This is a genomic window from Legionella quateirensis, from assembly GCF_001467955.1.
GTDB classification, from domain to species: domain Bacteria; phylum Pseudomonadota; class Gammaproteobacteria; order Legionellales; family Legionellaceae; genus Legionella; species Legionella quateirensis.
On sequence record NZ_LNYR01000001.1, the window covers coordinates 161,052 to 185,014 of the forward strand.

Consider the following 23,963-nt stretch of genomic DNA (forward strand, 5'->3'; position numbering starts at 1 on the left):
AATTGAAGTGCCATTTGGACATCATCGCCGCACGAAACAGCGATGATATCCAGGTTGGAAGGTAACATTTACTCTCTGTGATCTCTTAGACCCAGTATTTTCTCTTTGTGTTTTACAAGTTGTCGATTCAGTTTATCAACAAGTGTATCAATAGCAGCATACATGTCTTCAGATTCAGAACTTGCATGTACTTCACCTTTAGTTACTAAAATAGTTGCTTCAGCAATTTGTCTTAGCTTCTCGACATCAAATACCACATTGATAGCCGTGATGTGCTCAAAATGACGCTCAAGCCGTTCGAATTTTTCTTCGGTGAATGCTCTGAGTGCAGGAGTAACATCCAATCGATGTCCAGTGATGTTGATTTGCATAAGGCTCTCCTTCAGTTGAATAATTAATTAACTACGAATAACTTTTCGTTCATTGGATGGGGCTATCCCCATGGCTTCGCGATATTTTGCAACAGTACGTCGTGCGACTTGAATACCTTGCTCAGCAATTAACTCAGCAATTTTACTATCACTTAAGGGCTTTTTCCTATTCTCTGCTAAAATTAATTTTTTAATAATGGCCCGTATCGCTGTTGAGGAACATTCTCCTCCAGCATCTGTGCTTACATGACTGGAGAAAAAGTATTTGAGTTCGAACACACCTCGAGGGGTGTGCATGAATTTTTGAGTTGTAACTCGTGATATTGTCGATTCATGCATATCCAGAGCAGCCGCCACATCATTTAAAATTAATGGTTTCATGGCTTCGTCGCCAAACTCAAGAAAACCCTTTTGGTACTCCACGATACAGGTAGCGACTTTCAGTAACGTTTCCTGACGGCTTTGAATGCTTTTTAAAAACCAGCGGGCTTCTTGTAAATTATTTTTTAAATATTGGTTATCAACACTGTTATCCGCTCTTTGAATTAATGCGGCATATTGATTGTTAATACTTAAATGCGGCAAAACCGTTTGATTGAGAATGACTTTCCACTGATTGTCAATTTTTTTAACAATTAGGTCGGGGATAATATATTCAGTGATGTCCTGATGAATCAAATTACCGGGTTTGGGATTCAATCGGTGAATAATCTGCAGAATCTCATCTACAATTTTTTCATTTATTTGATATTTCTTCATCAATTGTCTGTAATTATGCTGTGCAAGCAAATCGATGTCATCTACCAGAATTTTTTTCGCTATAGTTAAGTAGCCTGTATCTAAAGGCAATTGTTCCAGTTGAACTAATAGTGTTTCTGATAAACCGGTTGTAGCACAACCAACAGGATCAAACAGTTTAATTCTGTGCCTCACAGCTTCAATTTCATCTAAATCAAGAGGGCAATCGTCACTATTCAAGCTGGCATAAATATCGTTAATGGACATAGTGAGGAATCCATCGTCATTAATCGCATCAATAATTGTTGTTGCTATGACTCTGTCGATATCACTCATGGGAGAAAGATCGAGTTGCCAGCGCAAATGATCCTGTAAATTGGTTGTAGTGCAATGCAAGTTATCAAAATTATAATCGTTGTCATCAAAATTATTACGTTTATTTAAATTGTTATAAAGTTGGGACCATTGAAAATCAGCAAATTCATCACTATTTTGTTGTTCAGAAGCATCCTGGCGCGGTTCTTCCTTTTCTTCAACTGGGGTTGCTTCCAACATAGGATTTGATTCAACAACCAGTTGAATTTCCTGTTGTAAGTCTATTGTTGATAGTTGTAACAGTCTTATTGCTTGCTGTAGCTGTGGTGTTAGCGTGAGATGTTGACCGATACTAAGTTGCAATGACGGTTTCATGCAAATCCTCTTTGTTTTCACTGCTATTAACTATCAGTTTAAACGATCCGTAAGGATTATCCAGTATTTGCCGGGCTTAATTTGAAGATAAGAAGATTAATGGTTTAATTTTATTAACTAAATGAACAGGTTAATTATTAAATGATACAGATTGGATTTATTTTAATTGATTACAAAGGAAGCATGCCCCAAAAAATATGGGGCTAAAGCAATTATTTTACTTTTTTCTCTTTAAAGAGCACGTGCTTACGTACTTTTGGATCGTACATCATAAGTTCCATCTTTTCAGGATGGTTACGTGGGTTCTTAGTTGTTGTTTTATAGTATCCAGTTCCTGCTGTGGATTCCATTTTGACTTTTACAGTAACAGCTGCCATGGCTTATCCCCTTGAGTTATACTTTCTGGCCTTCAGCTCTGATTTTATCCAGAACTGCTTTAATACCTAATTTGTCAATGATACGCATACCTTTAGTACTCAGTCTTAATGAGACAAATCGATTTTCTTCTTCAACCCAGAACTTGTGGTTCTGAATGTTGGGCAGAAAGCGTCTTTTAGTTTTATTGTTAGCGTGCGACACTTTGTTACCAGTCATGGGTCGCTTGCCAGTTACCTGACATACTCTAGACATTCTGTTACTCCAAATAGGTTCTATATTGTGATCGTCTTTGTAAAATTCGGGGCTTTCGTTAAACAAAATAGCCGGATGTGAAATACAAGAGCGGTTTTATAACAAAAAAACTCCAATATTGCAATAATTTTTGCTTCACTATGCTAATTAAACTCGATCTTCAAGGCAATCAGTAAGGTTTGCCTGGTTCTTAAAAACGATTCTTTTATTTTTACTAAAAAAGATCATAGCGAACTTTTATAGTGAAAGGAGCAATCGCTTGCTCTAATTTATCAAAAAAACGTTGAATGAGGAAGCTTGGTAGAAGTTTTAAACAAAATCAGTATAATTCGGGCTTTTAAATTGAGTTTTAGAGATGCATCGTAAGATTAAAAGTTATGTCCTGCGTGCAGGACGCGTGAGTAATCGCCAGCAGCAAGGATTGGATTTATGGCTTAAAGATTATGAGTTACCTATGGGCAACGATACTTTGGATTTAGCACAACAATTTCATCGAATTGCGGATACAGTTGTCGAAATTGGTTTTGGCATGGGTACTTCTTTATTAACCATGGCAAAAAATAATCCTCAGATAAATTATCTGGGTATCGAAGTTCATAAAGCAGGTGTAGGCAGTCTGGTAGCTGATTTGCATGATCATCAACTGTCTAATGTCCGGATTATGGCCCATGATGCCGTAGAAGTATTTCAGACTCAGTTAAATGATGATTCTTTAGCAGGAGTACAAATTTTTTTTCCAGATCCCTGGCATAAAAAACGCCATCATAAACGACGTTTGATTCAACCGGAGTTTATTCAGTTACTGGCCAAAAAAATCAGGAAAGGCGGGTTCATACACTGTGCCACAGACTGGATGGAGTATGCCGAACATATGTTAGAAGTTTTATCTGCGGAACCCACATTAATAAATCAGCAAGTCACAGGGGGATATTCACCAAAACCTGAGTCTCGACCACTTACGAAATTTGAATTACGAGGTGAGCGGTTGGGGCATGGAGTATGGGATTTGATCTTTAATAAACTATAGGGATGTAAAAATGCTTGGAAAAATATTAGTAATCACTGGAATGATTGCTTCATTGACAGTAAATGCCGCGTCTGAAATGCCATTATTGGCCAGTCTTACTGAAATGGCTGGCGCTTCAGGTTTTGAAAAACCGATACGACAGGTGATGCAAAAGAACTGGCAACCTTTATTAACTGATTTAAAGGTTGATGGGATGGGTAATTTAATAGGGCGTAAAAACAACCAACAAGGGCCTAAATTATTATTTATGGCTCACCTGGATGAAACCGGCTTTATGATCGAATCCATTACTCCAGAGGGATTTTTAAAGGTGGTTCCATTAGGTGGTATCGCCAACTCAGTTATTTACGCACAACGCTGGACAGTAACCACTGCGAAAGGTCCTGTTTTAGCTTATTCAGGCATGGACTCACCTCATCTGTTAGGTGATAAGAAAATGCTTGGTTCACCCGATATGAACTTTTTGTTTTTGGATATAGGAGCGGAGAGCCAGGAGCAGGCGCAAAAAGAATTTGGAATACGTCCGGGTCTTGAAGTAACTCCTGTCAGTGAGTTCAGTCAATTAAGCAGCAATCGATTTTTGGCTAAAGCGCTGGATGATCGCATCGGACTTGCTTCAATCAGCGATGTGCTGGAATTAATGAAACAGAAGCAACAGCCTAACCAATTATATGTTGCGGCAACGGTGCAGGAAGAAATTGGACTTCGTGGTGCCAGTACTGTTTATAAAGCAACGCATCCTGATGTGGCCATTAACATTGAGGTAGGTATCGCTGATGATTATCCTGCTCTGCTTGCAGATCGTAAAAGTCGTATATTTTTAGGAAAAGGCCCCAGTGTATTTGTCTACGATCATTCAATGATACCTAATCAGGAATTGCTCGAATGGGTTATTGAGCTTGCCAATAAGAATAACATTCCCTTACAGCTTGAAGTAGAGCCTGGATACGGCGAAGATGGTGCAAAAATACAGGCTTCGGGTACTGGTGTTCCTACTGTAAATATAGGAATTCCTATTCGTTACGCACATCAACACGCTGGCGTGTTTGATAAAAGAGATTATGATAATGCGGTGAAGTTGATGACATTAATCGCAGAGCATTTAAATCAGGATGTTTTAGACAAAATTAAAACGAGTTGATATTGGTGGCAGGACTTTAGAAATACATCAGGTTTGAGGTAAAAAGTTCTTTTAACGAGATGATTGAGATTTTATCGCAAGTCCTGTTTGAACTTCATTTGTCCATTGTGTAATATTGGTATCCGCAGTGTGAATCATAAGAAGCAATCTAGAGAGGGATGTACAATATGGATTTTATAGACGAAATGAATAAAGCCGCCGGCTTGAAACTGGATGATTTCAGAGCCTTTGTCAATCGTAAATTACAACATGATAAGGATTATCTAGACCGACTCTTTTGGTTACCCAATGGTTCACAAATGACCGTTTTAAATTATTTGATTGAACAGCATCAGGAAACTGTAAAAGACTCTGAACTGGATGAGCCTTCAACAAATCTGATGGATAAAATGGATGTGGTTTTGGAGTTATCCAGCAATGTGAATGTTGGTGAGCCTTTACATCAGGCAATTGCATCGGGAAAAATTCAATTAGCACTCCATTTATTACAAGCCGATAAAATCAATTATTCACTAGTGGATTATATTACTGTTAATGTAATCAGTGCACTAAATGCTCTGAGAGAAAAAACAAAAGAATTTGCCTCTCAGTTTAAATCATACTTTTTTGATATCAATAAACGGGATAGTGAAGGACGTACTTTGCTTTCATTGGCAATAGATACCAAAAATCCCGAGTTGCTTATGAATATTCTGATCAAGGAACCTAATATTCATTCGGTAACAAACAGGTCAAATGCTCATGTGAAATTTCAACCACTTCACCAGGCCGTCGTTCTGGATTATGCCGATGGCGTTCGTTTATTAGCCCAGGAAGGAGCAAATCTTGCAAACCCCATGGGCGTGATGAAAGACACTCCAGTCCTGTTGGCTTCACGTTTGGGTAAAATCAATGCATTGGAAGCTCTTATGGAGTTTCCAGTTGAGAAACTTAATCTTAACGCCGAAAATAATCATTATTTTGGAGACAAAAAAACAGGCCATACTGCTATTGAAGAGTTATGCCTACGTATTGCTAACAATGAAGGGAGGGCAGATGCTATACGGGGCGTGGCCGTTTTATTATGCCACGGTGCTGAACCTCCTCGCAATGAAACCATGCGTACGCTATTACGTAATAATCGTGTTACCTTATTAAAGGCTGTTCACAGTTATCTGGAGAACAAACCCGACCTTGTCGATCCTTTCGTAAATCGCTGTCACCTTACAGAAAGTGCCTTACATTATATTATTTACGCTGATCATTCCTGGGGAAGTTCGATTCGTCATCTTTTGGGTAGCCCTTGTTCAGCAGCCTTTTTGGTTGAAGATCTGGTCATTAGAAAATACAGTAACACCTTAGTCGCTCAAGGATCTCATGAACCATTGCAAACTGCGGCAAATGCCAATTTGTCGTTAGAACACGATCCGCTTAAATTATATGCCGAGTTTGTGAGACGATATAAACAAGCCTATGAAAATCAACTTGTACCTAACTGTTGGAGTACTATGCGATGGATGATAGCTGAGGGACGTAGTGATTGGGGAACAGTTGAACGTTATGCCAAAACCTATCCTAAAAGCAGGACTGGAATCATCTATAATGAAATGTTTCCAAAATTTGAAGCGCATGAGGATATAGATAGTTTCACGCAGGAACAGTCCTCACCTAAATTAACTTGATTGGTGTCGTCATGCCATGCTCCCTGCATGGCGTAACCTGCAGTAGAACTTAAATAATCAGTCTTGAAACAGTATCTACTTGCTTAAACTTGATATACCCCATAGAATTCTAGCTTTCTTTGAAAATGCTAGGAGTAGTACATGGGGTGGAATGAGCCAGAAAAGGGCAAGGATCCATGGAAGGGTAAAAATCAGCCTCCTGATCTTGATGAGGCTTTAAAACGTATTCACGAAAAATTGAAGAAAACCTTTTTTGGGGGTAATGGTCAATCAGAAAATCAATCATCAGGTGGGTCAAGTGGTGGTTTATTGGCGATGATAGTCGTTCTGATTGCTTTTATTCTATGGGTTCTTTCTGGAATATTTATTGTTGATCCAGCGGAACAAGCGGTCATTTTACGATTTGGTAAGTATGTTGAGACTGTTGGGCCAGGACCTCATTGGATTCCAAGAATTATATCATCCAAAATTGTCATGAATGTTGACCGAGTCCTCGATTATTCTTACTCAGCTCAGATGTTGACCAGTGATGAAAATCTGGTAGCAGTATCTTTGGCTGTACAGTACCGCATTAGCGATTTACAGCAGTATTTGTTTAATGTTGCAAATCCTGAAGAAAGTTTGCAACAAGCCACATCCAGTGCTTTAAGACAGGTGGTTGGTACAACTACTCTTGATCAGATTATCACAGAAGGTCGTGAAATTTGGGGAAATAGCGTGCAGGATACTCTGGTGAAAACGCTGGATATATATAAGCCAGGTATTTCAATTGTTAACGTATCCCCTCAACCAGCCCGCGCGCCAGAAAGTGTTCAGGATGCTTTTGATGATGCAATTAAAGCACAAGAAGATGAAAAGCGATTTAAAGAACAGGCTTATGCTTATGCTGCAAAAGTAATTCCTATAGCAGAAGGTAATGCCAGTCGTATTGAACAGGAAGCTCAAGCCTATTCAAAACAAGTCGTTCTACGTGCGCAGGGTGAGGTGGCTGAGTTTTTAGCCTTACTTCCTCAATACGTTACTTCACCTCAAATAATGTCGGAGCGCATGTATCTTGAGACCATGCAAAAAGTATTGAATAAAAGCACTAAAATCATTGTCGACAGTAAATCGGGTAATTTACTTTATTTGCCTTTAGATAAAATCATCGGCAATCAAAATATTGCCCAATCCAATACTATGAAGAACAAAATCAGTTCTGCGAACAGTGGTAGTGATGAAGACAGTCTAATACTCGCTGGACGAGATCTCACCAGACCTACTTACAGTCAAGGGAGGGATTAATCATGAATGCTACCAAGACAACCTTTGGTATCTTAATCTTTTTAATATTAGTGTTATTGTTAACCAGCGTGTTTACTGTGACTCAGGGTCAGCAGGGGATCATTCTGCGATTAGGCCGGTTGGTAAAGGATAATCAGACAGATAAAGTCAAAGTCCTGAATCCGGGTCTTCATTTTAAAACCCCTTTTATCGAAAGCGTTCGGATTTTTGATACTCGTATACAAACTATGGACATCAAATCTACTCGAATAGTGACTAAAGAAAAAAAGGATGTGATGGTTGATTATTATGTTAAATGGCGGATCGCTGATTTAGCACAATATTTTAAATCCACAGGGGGTAATGAATTTAAAGCCGAAACGTTGTTGGAACAACAATTGAATACCTTATTACGGGCTCAATTTGGTAAACGCACTATTTCTGATGCAGTTTCTGGTGGTCGGGACGACGTCATGGAATTACTGCGTAACGCAGCTGAGAAACAAGCGGGTGAATTGGGTATCAATGTTGTAGATGTCCGTATTAAAGGCATAGAGCTTCCTGCCAACACCAGCAATGCCATTTATCAACGTATGCGTGCTGACATGCAGAAAATTGCCAATAGACATAGAGCCGACGGGCAAGCTGCCGCCGAGGAAATACAGGCTAAAGCAGATGCCAATGTAATGGTCTTACTTGCTAAAACCAAAAGTAATGCTCAACGGACCCGAGCAATTGGTCAAGCGGAAGCAGCAACCATATATGCCAAGGCTTATGGCCAAAATAAAGAGTTTTTTGCGTTATATCGAAGTTTAATTGCCTATGAAGGCAGTTTTAACAATAAAAAAGATATTTTGGTTCTGGATCAAAGTAGCTCGTTTTTTGATTACTTTAAGCACGCCATGCCAAAAAATGATGGTGTAGCTGCCAAAAATTAATTATAATGTCCGATTTTGCTGAAATCGGGTTCAAGATCAATCAGCTTTTGCAGACTAAGAGTGGATCATGGGTAAGAATGTTGTTGTTTTAGGTACACAGTGGGGCGATGAAGGCAAAGGTAAAATTGTCGATTTGTTGACACAGGATGCACAAGTGGTTGTCCGTTATCAAGGCGGCCACAATGCTGGTCATACTTTGAAAATTAATGGGGTGAAAACGGTACTCCGTTTAATACCTTCCGGCATGCTCAGGCCTCATGTAACCTGTTATATTGCCAATGGGGTAGTGCTTTCTCCGCAGGCTTTACTAACGGAAATTAATGAACTCGAACAGAAAGGCGTTAAGGTACGAGATCGCTTGCGTATCAGTATGGCCTGTCCATTGATTCTTCCTTGCCATGTTGCTTTGGATAAAGCCCGTGAAATACACATGGGAAATTCAGCAATCGGTACTACAGGTCGCGGCATAGGCCCAGCTTATGAAGATAAAATAGCCCGTCGCGCCATTAAAGTCAGTGATTTATTTCATCCCGAGCGATTGACGCAAAAGTTAACGAACTTGCTGGACTATCATAATTTTGTTTTAACGGAATATTTTAAACAACCCGCAGTTGAGTTAAAGCCCATATTGGATGACGCCATGCAATGGGCTGAAGAACTGCGTTCAATGGTCTGTGATGTGTCAGCCTGTCTGCATGAACATAGAGAACAGGGTGATAATATTTTATTCGAAGGAGCCCAGGGAGTATATCTTGATATCGATCATGGGACTTATCCTTTTGTTACTTCCTCAAATACCTGTGTTGGTTCGGTCATTAATGGCGCCGGATTTGGCCCCAGATATCTCGATTACGTATTAGGTATTACCAAGGCGTACACTACTCGTGTGGGTGGAGGTCCTTTTCCAACAGAGCTTGTTGATGACATAGGGAAGCGAATTGCTGAGCGTGGTCAGGAATTTGGAGCAGTGACCGGAAGACCAAGACGATGCGGCTGGTTTGATGCGGTGTTACTAAGACGTTCAATCGAATTAAACAGCATTACCGGATTGTGTATTACGAAATTGGATGTTCTCGATGGTTTGGAAGTTCTTCGAATTGCAGTGAATTATAAAGACAGTAAAGGCAATTTATTATCTCGTCCACCACAAGCTGCTGATGATTTTGAAGGGCTGGTTCCGGTGTATGAGGAAATGCCCGGATGGCAGGAAACAACAGCTGATGTTACTGTAATGAGTGACCTTCCTCCTAATGCCATAGCCTATTTAAAGAGAATAGAAGAGCTATTAGGGGTTCCAATCGATATGCTATCTACAGGTCCCGAAAGAGATTCAACCATCACTTTACGCGATCCATTTTCTGTTTAGCAGGTGTTTCTAGCCTGGATGATCTTGTTGATTTCAGGCTAAATTGTTAACTAATATCCGACGTGTGGACAAAGTTATTCATTATATCCCAGCAACACTAAAATACAGGGACCTTTAGCGATAACATTAATGTTATTCACTTCACAGGCACGAATAGCCAGTTCACTCTCAGCTCCCGGTTGCATCCAAATATTTTTTATTCCTTTTTTAATGGCCTCATCAACAATCAATTCTGTAATCTTGGGTGGTGTAATTATGGAAATACTCATCACATCATCAGGCAGATCACTTAAATCAGGTAGTACAGTCAATCCTTCAATCTGTTGTTCATGCGGATTTACCGGATATACCGTTTTCCCATGTTGAAGATAACAGCGTAACACTTTATTACCATACTTGGCACGATTTGAAGATGCCCCAATGACTGCAAAAGCACTGGATTGTAAAAACTTATCTATTGAACTCATTAACATGTTAATTGGGATCCTGAAGTAACTTTATACTTCCTGTAAGAGTAACAATGATTCGTTATTATGTGAATGATTTGATGAAATGCATATCATATGCTGTTAACTTGGAAACTTACTACTTGAATCATTATTGGAACTTGTTCGATAGTTGGAGAAGTTGAAACCCGTATAAATTCAGTCTTCAATACGGGTTTGCTGAGCATACCGTGTAGGAATATTAATAACTCTTCTCAAATGCCATTAATTTTTGCTCCAAATTCCATTGTAATTTTGCTTTTTCATTGTGATCAATAAAATTGTGGCAGCTCTGACTGTTTAAATCCTGGCATTCGGCTACAGGTTCAGATGTATCCGCATTAATCCAGATGCTCTTTCCTGGAAGAAATGCGTAAGTCAGAGTATTTCGATTAATTTGTTTTAGAGTTTGATAATCAAGGCCATGACCAAGAACCGCTTCTACATATTGTCGTGTTAAATCAGTTCTTAAAACTCCTTCATCATCAGTTGATAACACCACTGGAACGTGGTGGTTCAGATAATAATTAAGCGGATGATTACGGCCTGAAACATTAAGTAATTTCTGATTGCTGATAAGATTAATTTCAACAGGTACATGATGTTCTGCCATGTATTTTACGGTTTCTTCCGCATTATTTTCATATCCAATATCTACGCCGTGACCAATCCTTTGAGCACGTCCAGTATTCAGGGCATCATAAATATGGAACCTTAAATCTTCAGGAGGAACTGCTTCTGGAGCCAGTTCCCCTGCATGCAAGGCAATGTTGACATTAGGGTATTGGGTATGCAGATAGTTAAAGATTTGCATATGTTTGTTGTAGTCACGCAAAGAAATAATGCCATCTTCTGGCTGCACTAGATTAACCCCTACCAAATTTCCTTTAGAATGACTGACTGCTTCAAAGGCATTTAATGCCTGGGCAAATACATTCTCTATAGGTTGTTCACGAAGTACGTAGTACAGGACTTTGATTTTAACATTACAAACTTCTGCATTCGGATTGCTTTTACAACCCAGTTCACTATAGGCTTCATTCAGCATTCGGTCACTTTCAAAAATGGTTTGTTCTATATTATTTTTAAATTCTTTATTTTCTAACAGGATTTTTTTCTTTTGATCGAAACCATCCGTGTTTTTGATTAATTCTCCAAAACGCAAAGAATTGGCATTATCAGTAATATCCATTATTTCCAGATACTGTTCCTGTTGTTGGGCAGCCCTTCGAATGACATCAGCGATTAATTGCGGCCTGTAATCAAAGACAATGGGCATATACTTCATGAAACCATTGAAAAAATGATCATGCGCGGTTTCCTTTCCAGGAATAAAGTCTTTTAATGACCAGTCACGGATAATAGAGGAGTAGAGTTCTGGTTTATTAACCAGGTCCTTTATGTGGATCCCATCACAATGAAGAGGTGTTTTATTTATTGAAAAAGTCGATAAATCAATACAGTATTTGCCATTTGACGCGATTGATAGCATGGTTTCTGGATAAGGGCCTCCAGCAAGATGATAGTGTAACTCGCCACCTTTGGGCATATTTTTAAAGAAGGCATAGAGTGCATTTGGATCTGTTTGAATCTTGGTAAAATAATCATTAACTTGTGCATGAAGTGGAGATAAGAATAAAAAACTGAAGAGCAGCGAAAGTGATTTATTAAGGGTCATAATGGACTATTGGTTGTCAGCTAATCTTGAATTATCGCATAAATTCGCTAAATTCCCTAGAGCTTCATTATTATTTCTATTGGAATCATGATCATAGAGTGTTTTGGCGAATTATGGGTTTTACCTTTCAATTTTCCTCATTTTGCTGCAAAGTCACAGAGAACAAGCTAAGGTGCATTTCAATAACAGCCGCTTAGACGAATAAGCAACATTCATTAGGGTTAGTAATAATTACCTGCTAAGCAAATTTTTTCACAAGAGGCTCCTTTCATTTTAATAGGTATTTGATGGTCCTATAAAATATCAATAGTAGCCATTAAAATTTCATACCATTATTTAATTATTCTTTAAGTTTGAAATTGTAAATTAGAGAACAGAATCATCGAAATTAAAACTAAATATCCAACTTAACGGAACTATTATTATGCCTAAGACTTACCCACCATCCCCTGATAAAACAGAAGAAAACACAAGTAGTATTCAAAACACTAGGGAATCTAACATTCTACAAGATGAACTGTTGAGGCTTAAAAATTATTATAATTCATTATCATGGTTTTCTAAGTGGTTCTTTCCAAGGCAAATTGCAACAGCTTTAACTGAAAACAGTCAAAAAAGTGGTTTGTATCAGTATAAGCTTATCAAAAGCTGTACTGGTTGGTTCAGTCGATTCTTCTTTTCTGGAATTCGTAATTATTTCAATAATATCAAGAATACTGAAAAAACGATTGAGTTTTTAGATCAACATGGGTTAATCGATTATTATGTTGGTGATAGCAAAAATCATAACAGTTTAATTGAAATGGAAGGCTTGCAAATCGCATATAAATTAGTGATTTCCGAAAACAAAGTTGATAAAGATACAACAATTGCTGCTGAATTGTTAATGCACCTGGAAAGAGGTAAACAGGATATTTATTTTAAAAGACAAGTGAGAGATATTGCTCAATGTCTTGCATCGTATATAAAAGTAAATGAAGATTTGAGCATTGATCCAAATTATTTATTTGAAAGACTACAACATGCATCCAAAAATCATAATCTAGCGAGTATCGTTACCCCATTAATAAAAGCAGGTTTGCTGGATAATACGAACTGGACGAAAAACCTAGATATTTTAAAATCTGATGAGCAGGAACTATCTCATATAAACAGACTATTTACCTGGCTTTCTGATGGAAATCAGTTAAATCTTTTAACTCAGTCCAGGTTCGATAAAATTCGTGAACGTGCAAATCCTGACAGCAATCATACTGACCTGGGAATAATTGAAGATCTTGTTTATTCATTAACCAATCAACATGAGGTTTCATATCCAGACGGAATTATTTATAAAGTTAACAATAAAAAGCCAAACTTATTCTCAGCAGAACTGTTCGATTATATTCTTGGCCTACCAGGCGATGTTAATTCCGCGCTCTTAATGATTATAAGAACTTTAGCTAATACAAAATTATTTAATCAACACGATCTGCAATTGGTGCTTAATCATTACATGAACACTTGCCCATCAAATCTTTACCAAAACTCTGCAAATTCGGCAAGAATTTATGGAAGTAATTTAGTTGCGTTATTTGATTCAGGTCTATTGAATAATGAAAAAGCGCAAGAAAATTTTGAGTTGTTTAATCAATATTGTTTAGAAACCGAGCATTCGAATATAGGTCTAGATAACTTAGGGAAAATAACACAAGAACAATTTGAATATTATATTCACCAAACTCCCGCGGAGCGTAATGCACAATATGAGGCAAAGTGTGAAAAATACATGACCGAGCTACAATATGGCTTGCATCCCAATGGATTTTTCACGAGAAACTTTACGGACTCAATCGACAATGCACAACAAATAAACTTAATTATTGATGAACGTTCTGAAAAAACAGTACACAGACAACGAAATGAAGCAACACGAGTTGCAAATGTATATCTAGGGAATTTCTATTTTTAATATAGCGTTGCTTGTTAAGAACATCTTCGTTTTAGTAGTCCCAAAAACCTAAGGATAGAACCTTCCTCTGCCCATTTAGATATGGATCCTGGAATTTAGTGCGACTTGGCGAGCTCACGAGCTTAGTCGCGCTAAATTCCGCGATGTGTTTTGGGAAGTGAAAAGGACGTGAAGAAGTGACGAGTGTCCTCTGCTGTTGGGTTTTATAAAATCAACATCAACCAACAAAAAATATCTCACAACAAAATATGCCTGATTTATTGAACAGAGCTTTTGTTTCGTTAATTTATACAGAAAAACCCAATGATGAATAAACATTGTATTTATTACGTATTCATAGCAGAATAATTTTTAAGATTCATAACCTATGAAGATGAACATGCCTAATGTAATGTTGAAAACCGCGTTTATATATTGCACTTTAATCGTATCTATCCTGGGAGGAGGATTCATACAGGCCTCTGTTCGAACGCCTCATCTGAATGATAAAAACAAAGTTGACATTAATGTAGGTATTTATGCTCCTTTTTCTGATAAATCTGCTTTTATAGGCAGAAACATCCTTGCCGCTATGGAAATGGGACGTGATCAATTAAAATCCTCTCGAATTAATTATACGTTTTATACCTTGGATGAACTTCCTAATCAGAGTAATGTAACTCAAACCCTCCAAAAATTTATTACAACTCATCACATCAATGTACTAATGACTGAAGGTTCTGAGAATGGTTTATTAATTGCCCCTCTTGCAAGAAAAAATAATATTCTTCATTTCAGCTTGGCTAATGATCCTGCAATTGCCGATGGCAAGAATAACTTCCTGGCCTGGAGCCCTGCCTATGAACAAGCGGCAGTATTAGTAGAAGAACTTCAACGTAAAAAAGTAGGCCAAATCGGAATAATTACTTTGAAACAACCTTCTTCAATGGTTTTGACTCAAAGTGTGATGAAACAGTTGCAGATTCATTCTTCGATAAAAATTGCAGCTTATGAGCAGATAGACCCTGGAGTGAAGGATGTGTACCGGTTAATCCAAAGGATGGAAGATAAAAAACCTGATATGTATTTCATTATGGCTTCCCCAGAGGACATAGAATTCATTCAATCAGAAATGAGCAAGGCTCATGTGAATAAGCCCATAACCAGTATTATAGGCAGGGTGACTCCTCAGGTGATGAAAGTATTTGATGGGCAATGGTATATTGATACTCATGAAATGAAAGCTGAATTTATTCAACAATTTAAAACACACTATTTAAATTATCCTGTAACTGAAGCAGGATATGCTTTTGATGTATTTCATATTCTGAATCAGAGCGTTACTATGGTGCTGAAAACCAAGCACGGTTTTTCCAGTAAGGAAGTGGCCAATCAAATTCATTTACTGGCGAAAGGAACAGGGGTAATGGGACCATTTAATTTAGATAAAAATGGTGTTCTGTTTACCAAGTCTGAAATTAAAACCATAAAAGATGGTCATGTACTAACCGTTTAATACATTGTTTTCTATAAAAAGACTGATGGGCATGTCGCTTTCGCAACGATGCCCACCAGATAGATTGTTCAGGTTTGTTATTATCGGTTAGCTAATGCCATACCTTCCAGCACCGTTAATGCTGCATAAAGCTGGTAATCTTCGTGAATCAAATCGTCAGATTTAGCTTCATTCTTAGCATTGGTATCTTCAGGATTATTCTTATTTATTAAGTGTCCACTTAAATCCGCTTCACTAAATCCAGTAGCATCAGATTTTTTTACGGAGTTTTTAGGAACATCCATTTCTTCTACGACGATATCTGGAATAATGCCTTTAGCTTGAATGGAGGTACCTGATGGCGTGTAGTACAAAGCTGTAGTTAGCTTAATACCTGTTTTTCCATCCAGAGGTAATACCGTTTGTACAGATCCTTTACCGAAACTCTTTGTTCCAAGAATTATGGCTCTTTTATTGTCTTTCAGAGCACCAGCTACTATTTCTGAAGCTGAAGCGGAACCATTATTTATTAGAACTACAATCGGAGCATTATCCAACACATCACCCGGATTGGCCAAGGCGGTAAATTTAGATCCCGGTAAGCGTCCTTCAGTATAAACTATCAGTTCTTGTTTGCCGGATTTGTCATTACCCAGGAACGCATCAGAGACCTGGATGGCTGAATCCAGTAACCCTCCGGGGTTATTTCTAAGATCCAGTACCAAACCTTTTAATTTCCCATTAGATTGTTGTTTTAACTGCTCAATTGCTTGCAGCATGTCTTTACCTGTTAAAGCCTGGAATTGAGTTAATCGAATGTAACCATATCCATCACTTAACATTTTACTTTTTACGCTTTTAATCTGAATCACTTCTCGAATCAGGTCAAAAGTGAGTGGCTTACTCACGCCTTTACGTAATATGGTTAATTCAATGGTAGTTCCTGCTTTGCCTCTCATCAGATTAACTGCATCCTTTAGAGTAAGGCCCTGAACAGATTCTTTGCCTAATTTAATAATGTAGTCTCCGGATTTTATTCCAGCTTTAAAGGCAGGAGTATCTACCAGAGGTGTGATCACTTTTACGACTCCATCTTCCATGGTCACTTCGATACCTAATCCACCAAATTCACCACTGGTTGAGGTTTGAAGCTCTTTAAACTCTTCTTCATTAAGATAACTTGAGTGGGGATCCAATCCGGTGAGCATGCCTCGAATGGCATTATCAAAAAGTTCTTTATCGTCAATTGGCTTGACGTAGTATTTTTTAATCTCTCCAATGGCATTAGAAAATCGTTGAACATCTTCCAATGGGATTCGTTTCGTATTAGTATTATTTGTATCTGTCTCATCGGCTGTAAATGCAGTTAATGGGAGCATCAGTGCAAGTGCAAAAAATAATGCTATTGTACTGGGAAGAATTTTCTTGATAACCATAGCGATCTCCTAGGATGCAAGGCCATAAAATCAGCCGCCTTCTTTTGTTTTTATTAAATATTGAAATGCAATTTAAATGCCAGGCGCGAAACCTAAGACAGCCAGTCGAGCGGTGGAACCGCTTTTCCTCTTAGTCTTATCTCAAAGTATAGACCGTTTTGCTTAATTCCACCGCTATGTCCTACACTGGCAATTTGCTCGTTTTGACGGACTGTTTGGCCCTTGTGTTTGAATAGCGATTGATTATGGGCATACAGAGTCATAAATCCTTGGCCATGATCAATAATCAGCAGTAAACCATAACCTTTTAACCAGTCACTGAATACCACTTTTCCGGGATAAACGGCAGTAACTACCGCTCCTTCATCGGCAAAAAATGTCACCCCTTGATTCATTCTGCGTAAGGATCTTTGTACATTTTGTACTGGTAGCGGCAATTTTCTGCGCATTTGAATGAAGGGTTTGCTGCTTTGAACAACACTTTGTTGAGATAATTCCTTGAGTAGACGTGATAAATTGGCCTTATCTTTTTGAAATTCCTGTAAGTCATGTTGTTTGTTCTGTATCTCATTATTGAGTGATTCAATTAGTGTTGTATGGTACCGTTTGTTTTGTTCCAGCTGCTGCTGATGTTGCGACAATTGATTTTGCAATTTTTGATTTTCGGCTAATTCGTTATGTAATTTATCTTTATTCTCGCTTAGATTGATACGAGTTTCGCCTATTTTATCGATCAATTCTTGCCGGGATTTTATAATATATTGATAATAAGTCAGAATTCGACTTATTTTGTAAGGATCGTCCTGGTTGAGTATCCATTTCAAAGGTTGATACTCGCCCATTTGATATCGTGCTCGTACATGGCTTGCCAGTAATTGTTGTTGTGTGGCTAATTGTTGATTCAATTGTTCTGCTTTGGCATGTAATTCGGCAATTTTTTGTTCTTTGGATTTGATATCGTATTGAATTGAGCGAAGTTTATGTATTCCCTCACCGATTTGTTTTTCAGTACCAGAAAGTTCCTTATCTAAAATCCCGCGTTTATCATGAGCTGTGGCCAGTGTTTGTCTCAGGTTATTAATCTGTGCGTCCAGTTGTTTTAATTTGGTTTGCGTCTGAGCGACAGGGGAGGGGCCTGGCTTTGCCGCAACACCAAAATGAATCAACATCCCCAAAGCAATGCCGCTCAGGAATGTAAATTTTAATGAATACTGGTTAGTATGCGTGGGCATGGCTTTTTTCCAGTAAAATATGGCCGGTCATTTCTTTTGGTGGTGTAATACCTATAATTGAAAGAAGTGTAGGTGCGATATCGATTAAGCTGCCTTCAGTTTGAGTGAAATGCCAATCACCTCCAACACAAATAAAGGGTACTGGTTCACTGGTATGAGCAGTATGGGCTTGATGTGTTGTGTCATCAAACATTTCTTCTGCATTACCATGATCAGAGGTTATTAACAACGTTCCACCCTGTATCTTCAGTGCGTCCCCAACACGTTTCATGCACTGATCAAGACATTCTATGGCACGAACTGTAGCATTAAAGTCACCACTATGCCCCACCATGTCCGCATTGGCATAATTACAGATAATCACATCATATTTTTGTTGATTTATGACATCCACCAGGATATTGGTGAGTTCGGGGGCGCTCATTTCTGGCTGTAAATCATAAGTCGCTACTTTTGGGGAGGGAATTAAAATTCGCTCTTCATTGGTAAATATATGTTCACTGCCACCATTGAAGAAGAATGTGACATGGGCGTATTTTTCAGTTTCCGCAATTCGTAGTTGTTTTAACCCATGCAGGGCTATAATTTCACCCAAAGTATTATTTAATGGAACAGGTGGAAACGCGGGAATTGTCGACAGCTTTTTATCGTATTGAGTCATACTGATAAAGTAGGATAATTTGGGGCAGTTTGATCTATTAAACCCGGAAAATGCCGGATCGATAAAAGCAGAAGTTAATTGCCGAGCTCTGTCTGCGCGAAAATTAAAGAATAAAACAGCATCTCCGTCTTCTATTGCTTTCGGTGTTCCAATAAGCGTTGGAGGAATAAATTCATCTGATAGTTCATTTTGGTAAAAATGCTTAATAGCAGATTCTGCATCATCAAAATGATGAGTACTTTGCCCCAGAGTTAGTAATTTATATACCGGTTCTACACGATCCCAACGTTTGTCTCTATCCATTGCATAATAACGACCAGTGATTGAACTGATAGTGATTCCTGGATGTGTTTCAAGTTCTTTATTCAATCGTTGCAAACTGTCCAGAGCGCTTTGCGGAGGTGTGTCTCTGCCATCAAGGAATAGATGCAAATATACCGAACTGAATTTTTTAGCATGGCATAGTTTCAGTAATGCAAATAAATGGCGTTCATGGCTATGGACTCCACCAGGAGAAAATAATCCCATGATATGTAGCGATTTACCCGTTTGGTTTAACTCATTAATCGCCTGATTAAAAACCGGATTATCAGCAAATTCACCATTTTGTATGGCTTTATTAATTCTCGTAAACTCTTGTTGGATTACTCTGCCGGCACCTATATGCATATGCCCAACTTCAGAGTTACCCATTTGCTTATCAGGAAGCCCCACGGGTTCACCAGAGGCCTGTAGAAGTATATGCGGGCAACTTTGCCACCATTTATCCCATTGCGGTGTATGGGCTGAAGCAATGGCATTATGCTTATCACTTGAGTTATAGCCCCATCCATCAAGAATCATGAGTACCAGGGGAGCATTTTTGGGCATGAGTTAAATCCTGAATCAAGCAGTTAAATGACAATAAAAATGATTATACCTTTGGTAATTAAAGAGGTATATAGCTGAAAGAATTGATCATAAATTGTTGAGTAGTTCCTGAGAAAACACGAGCAATATTAAGAACTACACAATGGCACATAAAGGGATACCCTCTTAAAATTAAAGACATAAGTATCTTGAGATTTCCGTAATACACGGTACTATGACTGGTTAACTTAACAACTTAGTTGCGCTTTGACCTGGTAGTGTAGACAATTCCGGTTTCGAGGCCCGCGACCTGTTTGCAGAATCCATTTCGATCTTGATGAATACATATGTTGGTTAATGATTCGGAATCTCTGGATCCCGCGAACAAGTCGCGGGACGTTGGGAATCATTGGATGAATTGTCAATACACCCTAATCACAGCTCTGTGATTGAACGCAATTTCCATTTGAGTCGCATTGTTGGACGGTTTGACAATCAGAGTCATCGTCATCATCAGAGTTGTTGATTATATAAGTTGGCGCGACGTAAGTTGGCGCAACATATACTGGAGCAACCCAGCCATTGCCTGGATGATAATTACCTACGTTTACATCATCATTGTGATAGTTATAATCTGGATGATTCCATCCCCCATTGCCTATATTCGTATGAAATCCACCACCGAAATGATCTCCAAAACAAATCATTGAAGCAAATAACCCTATCGCGAAGATAACCGCACGAGAAATGGGGTAATTCAACCTGGATGAACTCATAACCCTCTCCTTAAATATGACTTATTCCATAATGTACAGTCGGCTATAATAGAGTATAGTTCTTTTATTGGATTATGTGACTATTGTTTGATCAAAAAGAGCGCTGTGTGACGCCTTTATCCCTTACTCCCAGCATAAATGGTTCTTGCTGGGAGATGGATATCCTTGTACCAGCTCATACAATTGAATTGTGTTCCAGATCTTCAGGAGCATATTGAGATAAATACTTTATTAAACTAAGTTGTATCGTCGAAGTAACGCCATAGTTGGTTTTTAATATCAATAAAGTGCTCCAACCCCACCAACTACTAGTCCAATGCTTGTCATATGGATTTGATAAATCAGTTCTTCTGAATAGTTGTTTGTTTTGGTCGTCCCAATAAAACATCGGTACTATATCCAGATTATTTTCATCATTTATCTGTTGGGCATGAGGTACTAGTTCCAGCACTCTGAATTTATCAGGTAGAACTCCTGTTTGATAGGCATCAAAGAGTTCATCCGCTGATTGTTGCAACGCTTTTAAAAGCATCTGCTGATTGGTTTGATTAAAGGGGTTAAAATAGGAGTAATCACCATAGACTACCCATTGATCACCCGATTTATTCGTTACATGGATGCCGTATTTATTTTCTTCATTATGCATGTAATTGGCCAATAATGATCCAAGGACAGCGGGTGTGATTTTATCTTTTAATTCTTCTCTCGGTGTACGGATGTGGCCGGCAGCATAGTGATCAGAGAGGTAATGACAGGCATAGGCGTCCATGGCATAGGCACGTTCCAAATCAGTTCTCTTGCCTGTTCTTCCTGCTTTTAGTGCCTGTTGTAATGCAACTTGATGTCCGATTTTATAAACGATCAGATTATTGGGAGAAAAATGATCATAATTTTCCATTGCCAGCAGTAAATAGCGGCCGGGATATAACCACCATCCAGTACTAGTACATCCTCCTCCGGTAATACAATTGATTTGGCGGCCTATTTCATTGCCAATGCGTTTGTATATTGCCTCAGCAGTTTCACCTTGTTTAATACCGGATTCGATTTCACGAATTTCCATTTTTATAACCGAATTCAATTCTTTTACTTCATTAACTGCTGCAAAATTATTGGCAAAGGATTGAAAAACATCTCTAAATAGCCCCTGTTTTTGTTTTCTGGTGATTCCATGACTTATGGGTTTGCCAATACTTCCATAAAGATCACCAAGACTAAGGATATCGCCGAACGTAAGGATTAGGCCGTTTTTTAAATGTAGCGGGGTAGCTGCTTCGGGATTCTGGGTTAAATTAAAACGTAGTTTAACTTGTTGTCCCATAGCCCAATGTTCTGATAGTGCAAAACTTCCTGAAGAATCAGCGTGAATGGCTGAACAGATTGAGAAGAAGCTCCAGATTATTAAAAGCGACTTGATGGTACGTGATGCATATGGAAATTTTTTCATTGCTCCCTCATTAAAAGTAGGATAAAAATTTAACCAGTTTTTTAACATTTTTAGAAAACAATTTTGGCGTATAAAATTGACTTGCTACACGTTTGCTTAGTTCACTTAAAGTTGGATAGGCAACAATGGTATCAGTAAATGTTCTTAACGTTTTTCCTTCTCTAATGGCGATGACCCATGGCAGTAATAATTCACCAGCCTGGTGACCTACTATAGTAACACCTAGAATTACTCCTTTGGGGGTTACTATTACTTTAATAAATCCGTTCGTCTGCTTATTTGTCTGTGCTCTATCATTACTTGAATAATCTGCTTTCAGCAGTTCATAGGTTATGCCCATAGAGGTGCACATCGATTCACTTTTACCTGCATGGGCTAATTCAGGAGAGGTATAGGTAACCCATGGAACCGCGTTATCCTTTACTTTGACGGGGAGTTTAAAAGCGATATTTTGAAGTACTACACCTGCATGATAGTTAGCAATATGGGTAAACAGCAACGATCCGGTAACGTCTCCAATGGCAAATATTTTTTTATTACTGGTTCGAAGCCGTTTATCGACCAGAATGCCTTTAGAATTGAATTGAATATCTGCCAATGCGCAATTCAACTGCTCGATATTGGGTTTTCTGCCGGCGGCAACAAGTAAATGAGTCCCAGAGATCACCATCTCATCATTATTTTTCTTGCAACGGATGATTGTCTGTCCTTCTTTATTGGATTCGATATCTGTAATATCGATCTGTTCATATAGAGTAACGCCGAATTGGAGCAGGGATTGTCGAACCAGCTCAACGGCCTCAGGATCGTCATGAGTTAAAATGTTAAAATGTTCCAGTAATGTTACTTTTGAGCCGAGCATTGCAAAAGCTTGTGCTAATTCACAACCAATTGGTCCGCCACCTATGATCACTAAGTGTGGAGGCAATTCAGTCAGATTAAAAATGGTTTCATTAGTAAAGTAATGGATCGTGTTTAAACCGGGTATGGGAGGAATCGCTGCTGATGAGCCAGTAGCAATAACAAAACGTTTTGCTTTAATTTCCTGTGAGCCCGCTTTTAGAGTTTTGGCATCGATAAACGTGCCACTTCCTTGTATGACCTGAACTCCCAGCCCTTCAAAGCGTTCTATTGAATCATGTACAGCAATCGTTTCAATCACTTTTCTGACATGTTCCATAATCCGGGTAAAATCGACAGGCTTTTTAGAGACGGAGATTCCAAGTACTTCATTATGGTTGGTATTCCAATGTGCTTCAGCGGCTGCCAGAAGAGATTTTGAGGGTATACAACCATAATTTAAACAGTCGCCTCCCATCGCTCCTTGTTCTACTAAAACTACTTTTAGTCCTAATTGTGCTGTTCCAGCGGCCAAACTCAGGCCTCCAGATCCAGCACCTATAATAGCCAGGTCACAGTTAATTGCTTTGGTCATAGGAACCTTTAATTTTTTTGTAGAAAATGGGCATTAAGGACAGTAGAGCTAAAGCCAAAAGCGGTACGAAAATTTCCGGGGAAAAAATAATTTTTAAATTGGGAGTTTGTCCCTGTTCAAAAAGATGATTCAGACTGTTACCGACAGAGGCATAAATCATGCTTCCGGGAATTATGCCGAGAAAAGTAGCAAGAACAAAGGTTCTGGCTTTAACCCCAAGCAATGCGGGTACGATGTTGACCACCCAGAATGGAAATATGGGCATCAGACGTAAAACAAGTAAATATGAAAATGCATTATGCTGAAATCCATGTCGCATTTTATTTACCCATCCAGAGGTTTTTTGTGCAATCCAGTCACTAAAAGCGTATTTTACAACTAAAAATATAAGTATGGAACCTAGTGTTGCACTTAGTACTACAAACAAGGCCCCCCAAAATAACCCAAATAAAAGACCACCTGTCAATGTGAGAATTAATGCTCCTGGAAAAGAAGCTGCGACACAAAGAATATAAATAATCATGAACACTGCAACTGCTGACAGGTAGTTGTCATTGGTCCATGAGATTAATTGTTGATGGTGTACTTGTAATGATGAAAAAGTGAGATATTGATTCACTCTAAAAGTGTAGAGAAGAAATAATAACAATAGAATAAGCAATACAGGCCACATTCTTCGTAGAACACTAAAAGTCATTAGTCCGCTCTCCAAGA

Annotated in this window: 21 protein-coding genes; 8 read left to right on the forward strand and 13 right to left on the reverse strand. The window is 38.5% G+C overall.

The features are described 5' to 3' along the window. Positions 1-68 precede the first annotated feature (68 nt). The 4 genes from hpf to rpmB form a co-directional block, all read right to left on the reverse strand. Positions 69-371 (reverse strand): ribosome hibernation-promoting factor, HPF/YfiA family, encoded by a 303-nt coding sequence (gene hpf / locus Lqua_RS00845; protein ID WP_028383680.1) that lies wholly within the window; start codon positions 369-371, stop codon positions 69-71. Positions 372-398: 27 nt separating this feature from the next. Beyond that, positions 399-1,799: an RNA polymerase factor sigma-54 gene (locus Lqua_RS00850; protein ID WP_058472420.1), complete on the reverse strand. Its 1,401-nt coding sequence runs from the start codon at positions 1,797-1,799 to the stop codon at positions 399-401. A 212-nt stretch (positions 1,800-2,011) separates the two neighbouring features. Next, complete coding sequence (gene rpmG, locus Lqua_RS00855) at positions 2,012-2,176, reverse strand: 50S ribosomal protein L33 (RefSeq protein WP_006872450.1); 165 nt, start codon at positions 2,174-2,176, stop codon at positions 2,012-2,014. 16 nt (positions 2,177-2,192) lie between these two features. Then, on the reverse strand, positions 2,193-2,429 hold the full coding sequence (gene rpmB, locus Lqua_RS00860) for a 50S ribosomal protein L28 (RefSeq protein ID WP_058472421.1): 237 nt from the start codon (positions 2,427-2,429) through the stop codon (positions 2,193-2,195). Positions 2,430-2,784: 355 nt separating this feature from the next. On the opposite strand from rpmB, the gene trmB reads away from it, so the two are divergent. The 6 genes from trmB (at position 2,785) to Lqua_RS00890 (ending at position 9,825) form a co-directional block, all read left to right on the forward strand. Next, positions 2,785-3,456: a tRNA (guanosine(46)-N7)-methyltransferase TrmB gene (trmB, locus tag Lqua_RS00865; RefSeq protein WP_058472422.1), complete on the forward strand. Its 672-nt coding sequence runs from the start codon at positions 2,785-2,787 to the stop codon at positions 3,454-3,456. Positions 3,457-3,496: 40 nt separating this feature from the next. Then, the gene (locus Lqua_RS00870; protein WP_420798045.1) at positions 3,497-4,597 is read left to right on the forward strand and encodes a M42 family metallopeptidase; all 1,101 of its coding nucleotides are present in this window, start codon (positions 3,497-3,499) and stop codon (positions 4,595-4,597) included. Between the two features lie 167 nt (positions 4,598-4,764). Further along, positions 4,765-6,258, forward strand: coding sequence for a Dot/Icm T4SS effector AnkC/LegA12 (gene ankC, locus Lqua_RS00875; RefSeq protein WP_058472424.1), 1,494 nt, complete (start codon positions 4,765-4,767; stop codon positions 6,256-6,258). Positions 6,259-6,399: 141 nt separating this feature from the next. Continuing rightward, the gene (gene hflK, locus Lqua_RS00880; protein WP_058472425.1) at positions 6,400-7,542 is read left to right on the forward strand and encodes an FtsH protease activity modulator HflK; all 1,143 of its coding nucleotides are present in this window, start codon (positions 6,400-6,402) and stop codon (positions 7,540-7,542) included. A gap of 2 nt (positions 7,543-7,544) precedes the next feature. After that, entirely contained in the window at positions 7,545-8,459 is a 915-nt protein-coding gene (hflC, locus tag Lqua_RS00885; protein WP_058472426.1) for a protease modulator HflC, read from the forward strand. A gap of 67 nt (positions 8,460-8,526) precedes the next feature. Further along, a complete protein-coding gene (locus tag Lqua_RS00890) occupies positions 8,527-9,825 on the forward strand; it encodes an adenylosuccinate synthase (RefSeq protein ID WP_058472427.1) in 1,299 nt (432 codons plus the stop codon). Between the two features lie 74 nt (positions 9,826-9,899). Here the strand turns inward: Lqua_RS00890 and Lqua_RS00895 are convergent, their stop codons facing one another. Next, positions 9,900-10,298, reverse strand: a complete 399-nt coding sequence (locus tag Lqua_RS00895) for a CoA-binding protein (protein ID WP_058472428.1) — start codon at positions 10,296-10,298, stop codon at positions 9,900-9,902. Positions 10,299-10,512: 214 nt separating this feature from the next. Then, positions 10,513-11,988 carry an adenosine deaminase family protein gene (locus Lqua_RS00900; RefSeq protein ID WP_058472429.1) on the reverse strand — a complete coding sequence of 492 codons (1,476 nt, stop codon included), beginning with the start codon at positions 11,986-11,988 and terminating at the stop codon, positions 10,513-10,515. Between the two features lie 424 nt (positions 11,989-12,412). Here Lqua_RS00900 and Lqua_RS00905 point away from each other — a divergent pair, with 424 nt between their 5' ends. Both Lqua_RS00905 and Lqua_RS00910 read left to right on the forward strand, forming a co-directional pair. After that, on the forward strand, positions 12,413-13,939 hold the full coding sequence (locus tag Lqua_RS00905) for a hypothetical protein (protein WP_058472430.1): 1,527 nt from the start codon (positions 12,413-12,415) through the stop codon (positions 13,937-13,939). Between the two features lie 379 nt (positions 13,940-14,318). Continuing rightward, on the forward strand, positions 14,319-15,434 hold the full coding sequence (locus tag Lqua_RS00910; RefSeq protein ID WP_058472431.1) for an ABC transporter substrate-binding protein: 1,116 nt from the start codon (positions 14,319-14,321) through the stop codon (positions 15,432-15,434). Positions 15,435-15,514: 80 nt separating this feature from the next. On the opposite strand, the gene Lqua_RS00915 is transcribed toward Lqua_RS00910, so the two are convergent. The 7 genes from Lqua_RS00915 to Lqua_RS18610 form a co-directional block, all read right to left on the reverse strand. Beyond that, positions 15,515-16,849: a S41 family peptidase gene (locus tag Lqua_RS00915; protein WP_058472432.1), complete on the reverse strand. Its 1,335-nt coding sequence runs from the start codon at positions 16,847-16,849 to the stop codon at positions 15,515-15,517. A 92-nt stretch (positions 16,850-16,941) separates the two neighbouring features. Then, positions 16,942-18,018 (reverse strand): murein hydrolase activator EnvC family protein, encoded by a 1,077-nt coding sequence (locus tag Lqua_RS00920; protein ID WP_420798046.1) that lies wholly within the window; start codon positions 18,016-18,018, stop codon positions 16,942-16,944. Positions 18,019-18,064: 46 nt separating this feature from the next. After that, the gene (gpmI, locus tag Lqua_RS00925) at positions 18,065-19,612 is read right to left on the reverse strand and encodes a 2,3-bisphosphoglycerate-independent phosphoglycerate mutase (protein ID WP_058472434.1); all 1,548 of its coding nucleotides are present in this window, start codon (positions 19,610-19,612) and stop codon (positions 18,065-18,067) included. Between the two features lie 410 nt (positions 19,613-20,022). Then, on the reverse strand, positions 20,023-20,367 hold the full coding sequence (locus tag Lqua_RS00930) for a hypothetical protein (protein WP_058472435.1): 345 nt from the start codon (positions 20,365-20,367) through the stop codon (positions 20,023-20,025). 175 nt (positions 20,368-20,542) lie between these two features. Beyond that, positions 20,543-21,814: a hypothetical protein gene (locus Lqua_RS00935; RefSeq protein ID WP_058472453.1), complete on the reverse strand. Its 1,272-nt coding sequence runs from the start codon at positions 21,812-21,814 to the stop codon at positions 20,543-20,545. Positions 21,815-21,824: 10 nt separating this feature from the next. Next, positions 21,825-23,249, reverse strand: coding sequence for a dihydrolipoyl dehydrogenase family protein (locus Lqua_RS00940; RefSeq protein WP_058472436.1), 1,425 nt, complete (start codon positions 23,247-23,249; stop codon positions 21,825-21,827). Beyond that, positions 23,233-23,946: a TVP38/TMEM64 family protein gene (locus Lqua_RS18610; protein ID WP_065240129.1), complete on the reverse strand. Its 714-nt coding sequence runs from the start codon at positions 23,944-23,946 to the stop codon at positions 23,233-23,235. The genes Lqua_RS00940 and Lqua_RS18610 overlap by 17 nt, the downstream gene beginning before the upstream one ends. Positions 23,947-23,963: the final 17 nt, after the last annotated feature.

Bases quoted from the DNA above. Each gene is read 5' to 3' on its own strand.
- trmB (WP_058472422.1), top strand. From the start codon at position 2,785: ATGCATCGTAAGATTAAAAGTTATGTCCTGCGTGCAGGACGCGTGAGT.
- rpmG (WP_006872450.1), bottom strand. From the start codon at position 2,176: ATGGCAGCTGTTACTGTAAAAGTCAAAATGGAATCCACAGCAGGAACT.
- Lqua_RS00900 (WP_058472429.1), bottom strand. From the start codon at position 11,988: ATGACCCTTAATAAATCACTTTCGCTGCTCTTCAGTTTTTTATTCTTA.
- gpmI (WP_058472434.1), bottom strand. From the start codon at position 19,612: ATGCCCAAAAATGCTCCCCTGGTACTCATGATTCTTGATGGATGGGGC.
- Lqua_RS18610 (WP_065240129.1), bottom strand. From the start codon at position 23,946: ATGACTTTTAGTGTTCTACGAAGAATGTGGCCTGTATTGCTTATTCTA.
- Lqua_RS00940 (WP_058472436.1), bottom strand. From the start codon at position 23,249: ATGACCAAAGCAATTAACTGTGACCTGGCTATTATAGGTGCTGGATCT.
- Lqua_RS00915 (WP_058472432.1), bottom strand. From the start codon at position 16,849: ATGGTTATCAAGAAAATTCTTCCCAGTACAATAGCATTATTTTTTGCA.
- Lqua_RS00930 (WP_058472435.1), bottom strand. From the start codon at position 20,367: ATGAGTTCATCCAGGTTGAATTACCCCATTTCTCGTGCGGTTATCTTC.
- hflC (WP_058472426.1), top strand. From the start codon at position 7,545: ATGAATGCTACCAAGACAACCTTTGGTATCTTAATCTTTTTAATATTA.
- Lqua_RS00890 (WP_058472427.1), top strand. From the start codon at position 8,527: ATGGGTAAGAATGTTGTTGTTTTAGGTACACAGTGGGGCGATGAAGGC.
- hflK (WP_058472425.1), top strand. From the start codon at position 6,400: ATGGGGTGGAATGAGCCAGAAAAGGGCAAGGATCCATGGAAGGGTAAA.
- Lqua_RS00870 (WP_420798045.1), top strand. From the start codon at position 3,497: ATGATTGCTTCATTGACAGTAAATGCCGCGTCTGAAATGCCATTATTG.
- Lqua_RS00935 (WP_058472453.1), bottom strand. From the start codon at position 21,814: ATGAAAAAATTTCCATATGCATCACGTACCATCAAGTCGCTTTTAATA.
- Lqua_RS00920 (WP_420798046.1), bottom strand. From the start codon at position 18,018: ATGTTGATTCATTTTGGTGTTGCGGCAAAGCCAGGCCCCTCCCCTGTC.
- hpf (WP_028383680.1), bottom strand. From the start codon at position 371: ATGCAAATCAACATCACTGGACATCGATTGGATGTTACTCCTGCACTC.
- ankC (WP_058472424.1), top strand. From the start codon at position 4,765: ATGGATTTTATAGACGAAATGAATAAAGCCGCCGGCTTGAAACTGGAT.
- Lqua_RS00850 (WP_058472420.1), bottom strand. From the start codon at position 1,799: ATGAAACCGTCATTGCAACTTAGTATCGGTCAACATCTCACGCTAACA.
- Lqua_RS00905 (WP_058472430.1), top strand. From the start codon at position 12,413: ATGCCTAAGACTTACCCACCATCCCCTGATAAAACAGAAGAAAACACA.
- rpmB (WP_058472421.1), bottom strand. From the start codon at position 2,429: ATGTCTAGAGTATGTCAGGTAACTGGCAAGCGACCCATGACTGGTAAC.
- Lqua_RS00910 (WP_058472431.1), top strand. From the start codon at position 14,319: ATGCCTAATGTAATGTTGAAAACCGCGTTTATATATTGCACTTTAATC.
- Lqua_RS00895 (WP_058472428.1), bottom strand. From the start codon at position 10,298: ATGTTAATGAGTTCAATAGATAAGTTTTTACAATCCAGTGCTTTTGCA.